At 41.8% G+C, this 15,061-nt stretch carries 8 protein-coding genes; 6 read left to right on the forward strand and 2 right to left on the reverse strand.

The window, feature by feature from the left end; all coding sequences use genetic code 11:
* Window positions 1-11: 11 nt before the first annotated feature.
* The gene (locus tag ACZ41C_RS06975) at window positions 12-2,420 is read right to left on the reverse strand and encodes an outer membrane beta-barrel family protein (RefSeq protein ID WP_464565110.1); all 2,409 of its coding nucleotides are present in this window, start codon (window positions 2,418-2,420) and stop codon (window positions 12-14) included.
* A 207-nt stretch (window positions 2,421-2,627) separates the two neighbouring features.
* Here ACZ41C_RS06975 and lepA point away from each other — a divergent pair, with 207 nt between their 5' ends.
* Window positions 2,628-4,424, forward strand: coding sequence for a translation elongation factor 4 (lepA, locus tag ACZ41C_RS06980; RefSeq protein ID WP_464565112.1), 1,797 nt, complete (start codon window positions 2,628-2,630; stop codon window positions 4,422-4,424).
* Here the strand turns inward: lepA and ACZ41C_RS06985 are convergent.
* The gene (locus ACZ41C_RS06985; RefSeq protein WP_138256693.1) at window positions 4,421-6,301 is read right to left on the reverse strand and encodes a cation:proton antiporter; all 1,881 of its coding nucleotides are present in this window, start codon (window positions 6,299-6,301) and stop codon (window positions 4,421-4,423) included. The genes lepA and ACZ41C_RS06985 overlap by 4 nt on opposite strands.
* A 352-nt stretch (window positions 6,302-6,653) precedes the next feature.
* Here ACZ41C_RS06985 and ACZ41C_RS06990 point away from each other — a divergent pair, with 352 nt between their 5' ends.
* The 5 genes from ACZ41C_RS06990 (at window position 6,654) to ACZ41C_RS07010 (ending at window position 15,046) form a co-directional block, all read left to right on the forward strand.
* Window positions 6,654-10,091: a PAS domain S-box protein gene (locus tag ACZ41C_RS06990; RefSeq protein ID WP_464565114.1), complete on the forward strand. Its 3,438-nt coding sequence runs from the start codon at window positions 6,654-6,656 to the stop codon at window positions 10,089-10,091.
* Window positions 10,092-10,102: 11 nt separating this feature from the next.
* Window positions 10,103-10,483: a response regulator gene (locus ACZ41C_RS06995; protein ID WP_464565116.1), complete on the forward strand. Its 381-nt coding sequence runs from the start codon at window positions 10,103-10,105 to the stop codon at window positions 10,481-10,483.
* A gap of 162 nt (window positions 10,484-10,645) precedes the next feature.
* Complete coding sequence (locus tag ACZ41C_RS07000; protein WP_464565118.1) at window positions 10,646-11,509, forward strand: MBL fold metallo-hydrolase; 864 nt, start codon at window positions 10,646-10,648, stop codon at window positions 11,507-11,509.
* Window positions 11,510-11,540: 31 nt separating this feature from the next.
* Window positions 11,541-13,172 carry a S8 family peptidase gene (locus tag ACZ41C_RS07005; RefSeq protein ID WP_464565120.1) on the forward strand — a complete coding sequence of 544 codons (1,632 nt, stop codon included), beginning with the start codon at window positions 11,541-11,543 and terminating at the stop codon, window positions 13,170-13,172.
* A gap of 17 nt (window positions 13,173-13,189) precedes the next feature.
* A complete protein-coding gene (locus ACZ41C_RS07010; RefSeq protein WP_464565724.1) occupies window positions 13,190-15,046 on the forward strand; it encodes a M1 family metallopeptidase in 1,857 nt (618 codons plus the stop codon).
* Window positions 15,047-15,061 lie beyond the last annotated feature (15 nt).

Raw genomic sequence — 15,061 nt, forward strand, 5'->3', positions numbered from 1 at the left:
GATTTTGGCACTTATTCGGAGCCAATTCGGTCCCTTTCCGCTTTTTCTATTTGGCGCTGATTATCCTCTAGACGGAAGTTTCCAAAATTATAGGTGAAAGATAGACGTACGTTTTGGGTTTCCTCTACCGCGATGTATGAATTGTCCTGATTTAAATATTTTGAGGAAAACCATGGGTTTGCCTTGCCCAGGATATCGTTGAAGTTGAGACTAAGTTCCGCCCTTCTGTTCCATAGGGATTTTTGGAGGCCCATGGTAAGGTTTGTTGTTTCGGACATGGTATAGGAACCTGCTAAAAATCCAGATAAATAGGCCAGTCCCAATTCACCCTTAAAAGTACCGTCCTTGGAAAGGGTCAAATAATTGGTTACATCTATATAATAACCGTTTATTTCATTGGTGGCAGAGAAAGCATCGCTCTCCAAGGCCAAGAAGGTTTCATCCTCATGAAAGAATGATAGATAGCTGTACACGTACCAGTTGTTGGTAATGGATTTGCCGTAATTAAAATCCAACCCGTAGGAAGTACTTTCCAATACGTTCTGTGTGATATCTCTAAGTACTTGGTTTTCATTGTCTTGAAAGGAAAGTGTGGAGATATAATTGCCATTGTCCCGGTAATAAAAATCAAAGAAAAACTCCTGGTTCAAGGTATAGTTCAGGTTAAAGTTATTGCTGAAGTTGGGAACAAGAGTGGGGTTTCCTTCGTAAAAAATATTTTCATTGATAAAGGTTCGAAAGGGGTTCAAATCCTCATACCTGGGCCTTTGCAGTTTTCGGGAATAATCAAAGGCAAGGCTATGGTTTTCGTTAATGGTATGGAGCAGGTAAACCGACGGAAAAAGTTCAAAATACTCTAATTCGTTCACCGTGGAAAGTGCTAGTGAGTTTCCGGAACTTTGGGTATGCTCCGCCCTAAGTCCTGCCTTGAGGCTCCATTTTTCCCAATCCTTGGAAGCGCTTACGTATGCGGCATATACATTTTCATCGTACAAAAAGTTATCAGAAAGATTAGGCACAAAAACGCGTCCGTTATTTTCCGTAAAGAACTGTAAGCGACTTTCAGAATTGATCAAGGAAAGCTTCGCCCCGGTTTCAAAACTCACCGTACCCAAAAGGGTACTGTAATCCAATTGGGCCGTTATGATTTCGATATCCTGATCGGCATCGGTAAAGAAGCTATAGTTTCTTATAAAATCGCCAGTAGGCAGAAAATAGTCGGAACTGGCACGTTGTGTTCTGCTTAGGTCAAAGGCGGTGTAATGTCCGTTCATCTGTAAAGTACCGTTTTCCTTAAAGGTGTGCTTGTAGGTTACATCCCCGGAAATATTGTTCTTGGTCTCGTCCAAAAAACTGGCCGTGGTAAAGGTCGAATCCAAAACGCCAATTCCATTGGTAATAACGGTGCTCTGAAAATTGTCGTATTCCCTTTTGGGGGAAAGTTGCATATTGGAGGTTAGGTTGATTTCGTTGCGGTCGTCGATCGTATAATCCAACGTTAGCCCTCCTATGTGGGTTTCAAATCTATTGGTCTTGTCAAAATCCGTATCCCAGCGGGAAAATACACCCGTATCGTTGATAAAATTGGTCCTGTTTTGCACATCCTTAAAATCCTTCCTTGGGGCATAGGCGTAGGAAGCATTTAAATTTAGCTTGTTGGTCTTGTAAAAATGAGAGGTGCCAAAATTGTATTTGGGAAAGATTCCTTGGGTGTAAATTGAACTAAAATTGCCTTTATAGCCCAATGAAATGTTTTTATTAGTAATAATGTTCAAAACTGCACCTCCTTCCGCATCGTACCGGGCCGGGGGATTGTTGATGACCTCTACGGATTTAATGTGCTGCCCTTGATAATTTTCGAGCAGGCTTCTTACTTCAGATGGTGATAATTGGACTTTCCGGTCGTTGATGTAAACCACGGCGGGCTGGTTTCGAATCTGTAGCTCGTCCTGCATGAGTATTACGCCTGGGGTCTGTTTTAGGATGTCCCAGGAATTGCTTTGGGACAATACGGTATTTTCCACATTAAAAACCAACCGGTCCACTTTTCGCTCTACCCGGGGCCGTGCCGATACAACGACAACCTCATCCAATTGCTCTGCTTGTTGTGGAATAATCAAAGCGCCAATTTTGATGTCGGACCGAATGTCCAGGGGAAGCCCTTCCGAACTTTTTCCAATATAGGAACACTGCACGATATAAAGTCCCGGGGTGATATCAGAAATCAAGAAAATGCCCGTCTCATCTGCCGAAGTGCCTTTTACCATGGTAGAATCAGTGGCCTGTAACAAAAAAACCGACGCAAAAGGGATGGTTTCGCCCAGCTCGTCCTTTACCGTTCCGGTGAGTTGGTGGGTCTGGCTTTGCGCCGCTTGGGAACCTCCTAGTAGCGCCAGGAAAAATAGCAGTAGCGGTCTCAATATTAGTTTGGGTTGAACATCAAATCTAACAAAATAATACTGTATATTTTTACGATTGGCTCTTTCCGCTTTGTTTTTAGCACAATATTGCCTATTTATTTAGTCGAAGCTTCCTAAAATCTAGATGCTATTTAGACTATATTTGCAATTGCTTTTTAAACGGGTAGATTCCAAAGTTTAAAAGGAGCTATTTTTTCAATTGACGCTATGAAAAACATTCGAAATTTCTGCATCATTGCCCATATTGACCACGGTAAAAGTACCTTGGCGGACCGTCTTTTGGATTTCACGGGTTCCGTCACCGAAAGGGAAAAAAAGGAACAGCTGTTGGACAACATGGATTTGGAGCGTGAGCGTGGAATTACCATAAAAAGCCATGCCATTCAAATGGACTATGTATACAATGGAGAAAAATATGTTTTGAACCTCATAGACACCCCTGGGCATGTAGATTTCTCCTATGAAGTTTCAAGATCCATTGCGGCCTGTGAAGGCGCGCTTTTGGTGGTAGATGCCGCACAGAGCATTCAGGCCCAGACCATATCGAACCTGTATCTGGCCCTGGAAAACGATTTGGAAATCATACCGGTTTTAAACAAGGTGGACCTTCCCAGCGCAAATCCAGAGGAGGTTACGGACGATATTGTGGACCTCTTGGGCTGCGATGCGGAGGACGTAATCCCTGCCAGTGCCAAAACGGGAATTGGTATCGAGGAAATTCTAAAGGCCATCATAGAACGTATTCCGGCGCCAAAAGGAAATCCGGACGAGCCCCTTCAGGCCTTGGTGTTCGATTCTGTCTACAATCCGTTTAGGGGGGTGGAAACCTATTTTAGGATTATCAACGGGACTATCCGAAAAAATCAGAAGATAAAATTCGTGGCAACAGGTAAAAGTTATGATGCCGATGAAATTGGCACCTTAAAACTGACCCAGCATCCAAAACCCATGATAAGCGCCGGTGACGTGGGATATTTGATTACAGGTATAAAAGATGCCAGAGAGGTAAAGGTAGGCGATACTATTACCGATGCCGCCACGCCCACTAAAAATGCCATTGCCGGTTTTGAGGATGTAAAACCCATGGTTTTTGCCGGAATTTATCCGGTGGATACGGAAGATTTTGAAGAACTGCGTTCCTCCATGGAAAAGCTGCAGCTGAACGATGCATCCCTAGTTTTTACGCCGGAAAGTAGTGCGGCCCTGGGTTTCGGTTTTAGATGTGGTTTCTTGGGGATGCTTCATATGGAGATCATTCAGGAGCGACTTGAACGGGAATTTGACATGACCGTCATTACCACCGTGCCAAACGTTAGTTACCATGCCTATACCCGTAAGGACCCGGAAACCGCCATCATCGTTAACAATCCCAGTGACCTTCCCGATCCCTCTACCATAGACCGTGTGGAGGAACCTTATATTAAGGCAACCATCATTACAAAGGCGGATTTTGTAGGCAACGTAATGTCACTCTGTATTGAAAAACGAGGCCAGATTACCAACCAGACCTATTTGACGACGGAACGGGTGGAACTGAACTTCGATATGCCCTTGGCGGAAATTGTTTTCGACTTCTACGATCGTCTAAAAACGGTTTCCAAGGGATATGCCTCCTTTGATTATGCCCCCATTGGAATGCGTGCATCAAAACTGGTCCGCGTGGATATCTTACTGAACGCCCAGCCCGTAGATGCCTTGTCCGCTTTGATTCATTTTGACAATGCCGCCAACATTGGTAAAAAAATGTGCGAAAAGTTGAAGGAACTTATTCCTAGACAACAATTTGACATTCCTATACAAGCGGCCATAGGTTCCAAGGTTATTTCCAGGGAAACGATCAAGGCCCTTCGTAAGGACGTAACTGCAAAATGCTATGGTGGGGATATTTCCAGAAAACGAAAGCTGTTGGAAAAACAGAAAAAGGGCAAAAAACGGATGCGCCAAGTTGGAAACGTAGAAATACCGCAACAAGCATTTATGGCCGTACTGAAACTGAACGATTAAGTTTTTATTTGTTTGTTAGGTGAATTCATTTCTTCCTCTTTTTGGAGCTCCTCTTCAACAGGAAGGGCTTTTCCAAGATATACCAGTTTTGAGCCTTCCTCGATATCCGTAAAATCTTTACTGAACGAGGAGATTATTTTGATATCGTCATCCGGAGTTTTTAGGAATAAAGGAATTATGTCAGGATCGGCCTTGGTAATTTCAATAAGTCCTTCATAATGTTCCGTGTCCTTCAATTCTATTTCGCGAATAACAGGGTTTTTTCTGGCGGTTTCGGTCAGTTTGATGAAATCGTCCGTATGGGAAAAAAGACCTTCCTTGGGGTTGTTTTCAGGGTCGTTCATTTCTTCTGAATCGACCAAGCGGAAGGAGCCATTTTCACCAAACTCACCTTTAAACTTATCAATGGCATACTTGTTTATATCAGAGTTTCCTGTTAAGGCCATAAGATAGCCCACATCGTTAAGCTCAATATAATCTCCCAAGGAATCCGAATAAATATTGGCACTAAAAGCCTCTAATCCCGCCTTACGCGCCTTGGCAACGTTCGTATCGTTATTGTCCACCAAAACCACATGCCTGTTGTTCTTCTGTAGATACTCCGCTATAAGCCTGGAAACCCGTGAGGCGCCAATGACCAAAATGCCTTCTGATTTGTAAAGGAATACACCTACCAACTTGGCAAATAATCTGGCGGTAGTCGCATTCAATAAGACCGTTCCCAAAACGATCATGAACACCAATGGCGTAATATATTCTGAGCCAGGTTCCCCTTTGGCGAGAAGCTTTGATCCAAATAAAGACGCGATACCTGCAGCCACGATACCCCTAGGACCTACCCAACTAACAAAGAGTTTTTCGTTGAACTTAAGGTTGGAACCCATGGCACTTAGGAACACCCCTAAGGGCCTGATTATAAAGACTATGGTCGCAAACAAAATCACGGTATTCCAGTTATAAATCAATTCCATATCTGAAATATTAATATTGGCAGCCAAAAGAATAAAAAGGATGGAAATTAGAAGTACACTGAGCGATTCCTTAAAATATAATAGTTCTTTTATGTTGGGCAGATTCATGTTTCCCATGACCATCCCCATGACCACTACTGCCAATAGACCGGATTCATGTGCGAACAGATCGGACTCCACAAAGACCAGCAGAACTACGGAAAGCGACACCACGTTCAATAGGTAATGTGGTATGAAATTCTTTTTTATGGCAAATGCCAAACCATGGGCAAAGGTAAACCCAAAGGTAAAGCCAAAGAGCAAAATCTTACCGAATTCCACGAGTGCGGTCAATGTATAGGCCTGACCCTCGCCTACACTAATAAACTCAAACACCAAAACGGCCGCAAGCGCACCAATGGGGTCGATCAATATCCCCTCCCATTTTAAAACAGCGCTAACATCCTTTTTTAACGGTATATTTCTTAAAATAGGGGTGATTACCGTAGGGCCAGTAACAATGATCAAAGCCGCAAAGAGAAAAGAAATCTGCCAGCTAAGGTCAAAGATAAAATGGGCCGCCAAAGCACCCACGAAAAAGGTTACCAAACTTCCCAAGGTGATTAGCTTTGTAATAACTGGAGCCGTATTTCGTATTTCTGACCGCCGTAGCGTTAACCCTCCTTCAAATAAGATGATACTTATTGCCAAGGACACAAAGTAATAAAGCCCCTCCCCTGGGAACAACCCCTTCTGCCCATTCCAAATAGGTTCTATAAGCTTGGACCCATCTTCCGTATATAAAGTTGATAACGGGCCCACTATCAAACCGATCAAAATTAGGGGAAGAATAGCCGGTAATTTGAAGCGCCATGCTACCCACTGCGCTATAATGCCTAAGATGATAATACCTGCAAGTTCTAGCATGGAATACTTTTTTGTTAAAAATAAGAATTAAAAGGCAGTTGTAACAAAATGAAAATCCAATACCACAATTAAAAAAACTCAAATTTTGTTACATGAAGATATTTTTCCAAAACAAGGTAATGTATCCTTTTCGCGCAAGGAAAAAATCTTTTTGTAACATTTTACTTACGTTTTTTGATTGAAAATACAAGAATTGGAAAATGCTTTTCTATTTTTGTCCCATTGCCCCTCCCCAAAAATGATGAAAGTTCGTAAAGACCATCCCTAAATCTTACCCTTGGCCGCCTTACCGTCGCAAAGTGAATCTGTGTAAAGTTATAGTTAGTTGATGATACGTAAGTAATAGGTGCAAATGAAGTTGATATTAAAACCCTTAAAATATATTAAACTAGGGATGTCCCAGTTTTCTGGGCTTTTGGTATTTGTTTTTGTTTTTGGACTCACCACTTATTTGAGCTATCAAAGGTATCTTATTCTAAAAAGCTCCGAAGAGAATGAATTGAGAAGACAGGCTTCCCAAGTTGAAAATGAAATAAAAAGGGTATTGGAACAAGGTTTTTCAAGCACTCAAAATTTGGCATTTTTAACTGAAAACTATGGAGTTCCAGAAGATTTTCCAAAAGTTGCCAAATTGATTCTTGGGACAAATAGTAACATAGATGCGCTTGAGCTGGTCGACAGTACCGGTCTTATTACCAATGTTTATCCTTTTGAAGGAAACGAAGTTTTGGGATTTAATATTTTAAAGGACTCCATAGGTAAAGAAGGCGCTTTAAAAACAATGGAAAAAGGGGGGTACTATGTTACCGGGCCCATTAATTTAAAGCAGGGAGGTTCAGGTTTTGTTTGCCGTACCCCTATTTATGTCGAAAACCAATTTGCCGGTTTTGCCGCAGCCGTAATTAAACTTGAGTCCTTGTTGTCGGAAGTTTCCTTGAAATCTTTAGAAAATAATCCGTTTTCATATCAACTATATAAAACTAATACGGACGGTTCCGAACAAATGTTTTATGCCACAAAAGAAGTGTTTTCAAATAACGCAATGAAACACTTCATAAGTGATTACAATGGTGAATGGAAGCTATATGTGATTTCTGAAAAAAAACTGGCACTATATGGTTTTTATGTTTTAGGGGGACTTGGCCTTATTCTTTCTATTATTGCCGGCGTTTTTACCACATTTCTACTGGAGCAGCCTAGAACTTTACGAAAAATGGTTAATGAAAAAACCCACTTGCTTCAAGAAAATGAACAGAAACTTAGGGCTTTTATAGCGCAAGCTTCAGATGGTATATTTTTGGCTGATTTCCATGGAAATCTTTTGGAAGCCAACATTAAGGGCGTGGAATTATTTGGTTATCCAAAAGAGGAGCTACTTACTAAAAACCTTGTTGAATTAGCAACAAAATCCGACTTAAAAAAGGCTCCCTTGAGATTCAAAGAAATAAATAAAGGACATTCCGTTCTTACAGAAAGAAAGCTTCTTAGAAAGGACGGCTCCAGTTTCTATGGAGAAGTAAGTGCAAAAAAATTGAATGATGGCACCATCTTGGGCATCGTTAGGGACGTTACGGCCAGAAAAAAATTGGAGCATGCCGCAAATGAAAACCTCAAAAAATTTCAAAAAGCATTTAATAGCCAGACCATAGGCATGGCCATCTTTGATAATGAATTAAAATTTGCCGATGCCAATCAGTACTTTTTGGAATTGCTAGGTTTTCAGTTGAAAGAAGTAATTGGTAAAAAATTCGAAGAACTAGGAATCATAATCGATGAGGAATCAAAGCGAAAGGAAGCCCTAGAGTCACTAAATAGTAGTGGAAAAGTATTATCAATGGAACTCATAGCCCGGCCAAAGGAAAAGGAGAAAATTTTTATTACGGCCTCAGCGGAAACGTACGAAGTAAATAAAAAAAAGTACATTCTAGCAACCTATTTGGACAGGACTGATGAAAGGAAGGCACAGAAAAAAATTGTTGCAAGTGAAAAAAAATATCGAGAGTTGACCGAGCGAATTTCTGATGCGTTCATTTCCATTGATAATCATTGGAACCTAACCTATGTTAATGCTAAGGCACAAGAGTTAATTCAAAAAAAGAAAGAGGAGCTTATAGGCAAAAATATATGGGATGTTTTTAAAAACACTATAAGTTCAAGTACGAGGGGCAAAATTGAGGGCGCTTTAAAAAAGCAGGAATATGTTCATTTGGAGCAGTTCCATCCCAGAAACAATATTTGGATTGAAAGCCATGTATATCCTTCTCCAGAGGGTCTTACTGTCTATTTTAGAGACATTACGCAACGAAAGGTTAGTGAAGAGGAAAATCAAAAACTATTGGCAGTAATTGAAAAAAGCCCTGGTTTTATAGGGTTGTCCGGTATGGATGGTGGTGGTATCTATCTTAATGAATCCGGAAGGGAACTTGTGGGCCTATCCAATGAAGACGCAATTTCCAATTATTCCATTTTGGATTTTTTTCCTGAGGACTCAAGACAGGTAATCAAAGAGGAGTACATGCCTATAATTTTCAAAAATGGTTCTTGGAGCGGGGAAGGTTACCTCAAAAGCTTTAAGGAAAACAGGAATATTCCAGCAGCACTTTCTGCCTTTCTCATTAACGACAAAAATAATAACAAGCCAATAGGCATAGGTTCCGTGGCCTTTGATCTTACAGATCAAAAGAAAACGGAACGGGAAATTCTTGAGCTCCAAAATAAAATGAACGCTGCCATTCGCATTGGAAAGATTGGGTATTGGAACTGGAATTTTGAAAAGGATATTATCGATTGGTCTGAGAGGATGTACGAAATATATGATGTTGAACCCGGAAGAAAAATAGATGTTGCCTTTACTAAAACATTAATACATCCAGATGACCTTGTCATGCATGATACAATTATTGACACCAAAATTTCGCAAAGGGACAATAGTTCTTTCTCCTACAGAATAATACATAGGGATAAATCCATAAAATATGTAAAAGTCCAAATGGAAGTGACAACGGACGCTAGTGGCAAAGTTATAGCTTCTCAAGGAACCGCGGTGGACATTACTGAGGCCAAGGAATTCGAAAAAAGGCTTGAAAACCAAAATGCAGAACTGAAAAAGACCAACTCTGAGTTGGATAGTTTTGTCTATAGTGCCTCACATGAACTTCGTGCTCCTCTCGCTTCCATAATGGGCCTACTGGACATAATAAAAAAAGAAAAGGGGGAACCGGAAACAATTAATAGATTGGAGATGATGGAGAACTCCGTAATGCGTCTAGACGCGTTTATTGAAGATATAATTTCCTATTCCAGAAATAAACATATGTCATTGAAATGTGAAAAAGTGAATTTTAAGGAAATTATTGACAAAGCTTTGCAAGATTTATGGTATCTTAAAAACACTAAAAAAATTCACTTATCTACCAATTTAAAGACTGATTGTGAGTTTTTTTCAGACCGTAGAAGTATAGCCGTATTGATCAGTAATTTCTTGTCGAATGCCATAAAGTACCATGACAAAACAAAAACCACACCGTCTATTTGGATTGACGTGAATACTAACGAAGAAAAGGCGGTAATTGAAATTAAGGATAACGGGATAGGTATAAAGAAAAAGAGCCAAGAAAAAATATATGATATGTTTTACAGGGACTCAACCGATGAAATGGGCTCGGGAATAGGGCTATTCATTGTAAAGGAAATTATAAACAAGTTGGATGGAACCATTGAACTGGATTCCAAACCTAAGATTGGAACGACTTTCACCCTTACCTTGCCAAATACATATCCTAATAACTAAATTCTACCGCCATGAAGGTATTATTGATAGATGATTCTGAAATAGACAACTATATAAACAAAGCGATAATATCAAAATCCAAACTTATAACAGAGGTTGAGGTCAAAACTTCGGGTTTAAAGGCGCTTAATTATTTAAAGGAATTGGAGGGTAATCTGGAGGAATTTCCAGACGTGATTTTTTTGGACATCAGAATGCCGGAAATGGACGGTTTTGAGTTCATCGAACAATATAAAAACCTGTCAAAGGAAACCAAGGACAAATGCCGTGTATTCATGCTCAGCTCTTCTATAAACCCCAAGGACCTGGAAAGGTCGGAAAGTTATGCAGAGATTGAAAAGCACCTGGCCAAACCTTTGGCGCACCATTCCCTGGAGGAATTGCTGCTTTGATTTACATTCGGCCATATTAAATACTAATCACATTTAGTATCCAATAATTACTTCCCCAAAACCCAAATCCAAAGTGGGCTTGCGTTAAAAACTCTTAAACAGCCTGTTTTTCCTATCCTTTTTAATTAAATTTCCGGATTTATATTGTTACCCGGTAGGTTCATGAATCTATACCCCGTTGAAACTGGAAATTTTAAGTTGGATGGCGGCGCCATGTTTGGAGTGGTTCCTAAATCGCTTTGGCAGCGAACGAATCCTGCGGATAACAACAATCTAATCGATATGGCCGCAAGAAGCCTCCTGGTTCAAAGTGGGGACCGACTCATTCTTATCGATTCCGGGCTTGGAAATAAACAATCCGAAAAATTTTTTGGCCACTACCACCTTTGGGGCGATTTTACCTTGGATAAATCACTACATACTATTGGTCTTTCCAAAGAGGATATTACCGATGTTTTCCTAACCCATTTGCATTTTGACCATTGTGGGGGTTGTATTCAATGGAACAAGGACAGGACAGGGTATGAACCGGCATTTAAGAACGCCAAGTTTTGGACCAATAAGGAACATTGGGAGTGGGCCGTAAAGCCAAATGCCAGGGAAAAGGCATCCTTTTTAGCCGAAAACCTGTTGCCCATGGAAGAAAGCGGGCAATTGAACTACGTAGAAACCTCACGGGATTCGGCCTTTCGGGAGAATTTAGAATTAGGTTTTGGCATCTATTTTGTAGATGGGCACACGGAAAAGCAAATGTTGCCAAAAATCGACTATAAAGAAAAGACAATCGTGTTTGTGGCAGATTTACTGCCTACCATAGGCCATATCCCTTTGCCCTATGTTATGGGTTATGATACAAGGCCTTTGCTTACACTCACCGAAAAAGAAAAATTCCTCAACGAGGCGGCGGAAAAAAACTATTTTCTTTTCTTTGAACACGATGCGCATAACCAGCTTTGTACGGTCAAAAAGACCGAAAAAGGCGTTAGGTTGGATCAAACCTTTACTTTCAATGAAATTTTCAATTAAAGAACCAAAATTAAATTAACTACTATTTTATATGATACGTACAATCACTAAATCGCTCTTGGCATTTTCTTTTGTCGCACTATTGGGTTGCGGTGGGACGGGAGGCCTTATTTTAACTCCCGTGGAGAACATTGATGCCGTTCCCTTAAAGATTTCGGAACTGACCGAAGCGGAGAAGAAAAACTGGGGCCATTTGGACCTTGCAACTGATACCATTCCCGGGATGAGCGTAGACAAAGCGTATGCTGAAATCATCAAGAACAAAAAAGGGAAAAAAATCATAGTGGCCGTTCTGGACTCTGGAATCGATTTGGACCACGAAGATCTGGATGGGGTTCTATGGACAAATTCCGATGAAAAACCCGGCAACAACAAGGACGATGACAACAATGGATATGTGGACGATATCCACGGTTATAATTTCTTGGGAGAATCCTACAACGAGCAATTGGAATATGTACGGATGTTGCGCCTGAACATTGGTGACCAAGCAACATTGGCCAAGGCAAAAGCCAAATTGGACGAGGAGTACACCTCCGCACAACAGAACAAGGAGCGATATGAACAAATCCTTCAAGCCGTTAAAAATGCGGACACGGAGGTTAAGGCTTTTTTGGGCAAGGAAACCTATACAAAAGAGGATGTTATGGGTATGGAAGCATCCACGGAGGCCATGCAACGCAATAAATCCATTTTGTTGCAAATGTACTCCTTCAAGGATTCCATTCCAGAAGTCATTGAAGAGCTGGGAGATGGCATCACCTATTTTTCGGAGCAATTGAACTACAACCTCAACAAGGATTTTAACGGTAGGGAAGTTGTGGGTGACGACCCCTATGATTACAATGACACGGATTATGGAAATGGAAATCCCAACAATCGTGTAGACGATGAAAGCCATGGCACCCATGTAGCGGGAATAATCGCCGCGGAAAGAAACAATGGCCTTGGTGCGAACGGAGTAGCCAACAACGTGGAAATAATGAGTATTAGGGCCGTTCCCAATGGAGATGAGTATGACAAGGATATCGCAAGGGGCATACGTTATGCCGTGGATAACGGGGCCAAAATTATCAATGGAAGTTTTGGAAAATCCTTCTCGCCAAATGCACAATGGGTCTATGACGCCATTAAATATGCTGCGGACAACGATGTGCTTTTCGTACACGCCGCAGGTAACGATGGGGCCAACTTGGACGATCCCGCCAATCCAAATTATCCCAACGATCAGATAAACAATGGGGCGGAATTTGCCGATAACGTGATTACTGTAGGTGCCTTGGACAATAAATATGGGTCGGAATTGGTAGCTTCCTACTCCAACTATGGTAAGATCAATGTGGATGTCTTTGCCCCTGGTACGGATGTCTATTCTACCTATCCAAACAACGAATACGAGTATTCACCAGGCACCTCCATGGCGGCACCAGCGGTTTCGGGGGTAGCGGCCTTGGTCTGGTCACAATATCCCGACCTAAGCGCAAAACAGGTGAAGAAAATTATTTTAAATTCCGGGCTTCCCGTAAAGACCAAAGTCGTTCTAGGGGGAGACAACACCAAAAGTGCCAGTTTGGCGGAGATATCCACTTCGGGTAAAATGGTCAATGCCTATAATGCCTTGATCATGGCCAGCAAGGTGAGCAATGGTCAACTACAATTATAATATAGAATATTAAAATGATGAAGAAAATACTTCTAGCTACTTTATTGTTTGGTTGTGTAAGCATGGCCTTAGCCCAAAACCAGACCGGGTATTGGCAGCAACATGTGGACTATACCATGGACGTGAACATGGATGTTGAGAACTATCAATATACGGGAACCCAAAAACTCGTGTATACGAACAATTCCCCAGATGCATTGAGCCGAGTATATTACCATTTGTATTTCAATGCGTTCCAGCCTGGAAGCGAAATGGATATACGACTTCAAAACATCCAAGATCCGGATAGAAGAATGATAACGGAAGACAAGAAAAGTCGTATCGCCGGTCTTTCCGAAAGTGAAATTGGATACCTACATGTGGAATCCTTGACCCAAGATGGGGCGAACGTAAGCTTCCATGAAGAAGGTACCGTACTGGTCGTGGACTTGGCAAAGCCGATTCCCTCTGGAGGTAAAACGACGTTCGAAATGACATTTAAAGGTCAGGTTCCCGTTCAGATCAGAAGGTCTGGCCGTAATAATGCCGATGGAGTAGCCCTTTCCATGAGCCAATGGTATCCCAAATTAGCGGAATACGATTTTGAAGGATGGCACGCGGATCCATATATCGCTAGGGAGTTCCACGGTGTTTGGGGCGATTTTGATGTAAAGCTCACTTTGGATAAGGACTATATTGTTGGTGGAACCGGTTATCTGCAAAATCCGCAGGAAATTGGTCACGGTTACGAAGCTCCGGGAACATCGGTCAAGAAACAAAAGGGAAAGACTTTAACATGGCACTTTAAGGCGCCCATGGTCCATGATTTTATGTGGGCGGCAGACCTGGAGTATGTGCATGACACATTACAAATGGAGGATGGCCCAACCCTTCACTTTTTCTATAAAAACGATCCTAAGTTTTTGGAGACATGGAAAGCGGTACAGCCCATGACCGAAAAGGCGATGAACTTCTTCAGCCGTAATATCGGAGCATATCCTTACGAGCAATATTCTGTCATCCAAGGGGGGGATGGAGGCATGGAATATGCCATGGCCACCTTGATTACGGGTGGCGACAAACCCGGAAGTGTCATTGGTACCATGATCCACGAGTTGGCCCATTCCTGGTTTCAGCATGTGTTGGCCACCAATGAGGCAAAGCATGAATGGATGGATGAAGGGTTTACTTCATTTATATCGGCATTATGCAGCAACGAGATCAGGGAGCAAAACAAGGAAAACCCTTTTGAAAACTCCTATAAAAGCTATTATAATTTGGCCCTTTCCGGAAAGGAACAGCCCATGAGCACGCATGCGGATCGGTATGACCTTAATTTCGCCTATGGGATATCGGCCTATAGCAAAGGGGCCGTTTTTCTTGCCCAGTTGGGGTACGTTATGGGTCAGGATAAGTTAATGGAAACACTCCGGAAATACTATGAGGATTTCAAGTTCAAGCATCCGGTGCCCAATGACATCAAAAGAACCGCGGAGAAGGTGTCCGGAATGGAGTTGGATTGGTATTTGACCGATTGGACACAGACCACCAACACGATAGATTACGGAATAAAGTCGGTAGAACCGGAAGGTGAAGGCACTAAAATCACCATGGAAAGAATTGGCTTGATGCCAATGCCCATCGACATATTGTTGGTATATCAAGACGGCAGCCGAGAAACATTCTATGCACCCTTGCGGATGATGCGCGGCGAAAAGGAAAATCCGTATCCGCAAATTGAAAGAACCGTGTTGCCAGATTGGCCTTGGGCATATTCCAACTATGACTTTACGATCAATAGGCCCATTTCGGACATTCAGGCGATGGTAATCGATCCCTCCCAACTCATGGCGGATATCAACGAGGAAAACAATGTCTGGCAAGCCGAAGAATAAGGCTTGGTGCTAAAA

It is taken from the genome of Maribacter sp. C-4077, from assembly GCF_055378385.1.

What these genes read in the sequence shown, in the direction of transcription:
- ACZ41C_RS06995 (WP_464565116.1), top strand. Translation starts at nt 10,103, where the DNA reads ATGAAGGTATTATTGATAGATGATTCTGAAATAGACAACTATATAAAC.
- ACZ41C_RS07005 (WP_464565120.1), top strand. Translation starts at nt 11,541, where the DNA reads ATGATACGTACAATCACTAAATCGCTCTTGGCATTTTCTTTTGTCGCA.
- ACZ41C_RS07000 (WP_464565118.1), top strand. Translation starts at nt 10,646, where the DNA reads ATGAATCTATACCCCGTTGAAACTGGAAATTTTAAGTTGGATGGCGGC.
- ACZ41C_RS06985 (WP_138256693.1), bottom strand. Translation starts at nt 6,301, where the DNA reads ATGCTAGAACTTGCAGGTATTATCATCTTAGGCATTATAGCGCAGTGG.
- lepA (WP_464565112.1), top strand. Translation starts at nt 2,628, where the DNA reads ATGAAAAACATTCGAAATTTCTGCATCATTGCCCATATTGACCACGGT.
- ACZ41C_RS06990 (WP_464565114.1), top strand. Translation starts at nt 6,654, where the DNA reads ATGAAGTTGATATTAAAACCCTTAAAATATATTAAACTAGGGATGTCC.
- ACZ41C_RS07010 (WP_464565724.1), top strand. Translation starts at nt 13,190, where the DNA reads ATGAAGAAAATACTTCTAGCTACTTTATTGTTTGGTTGTGTAAGCATG.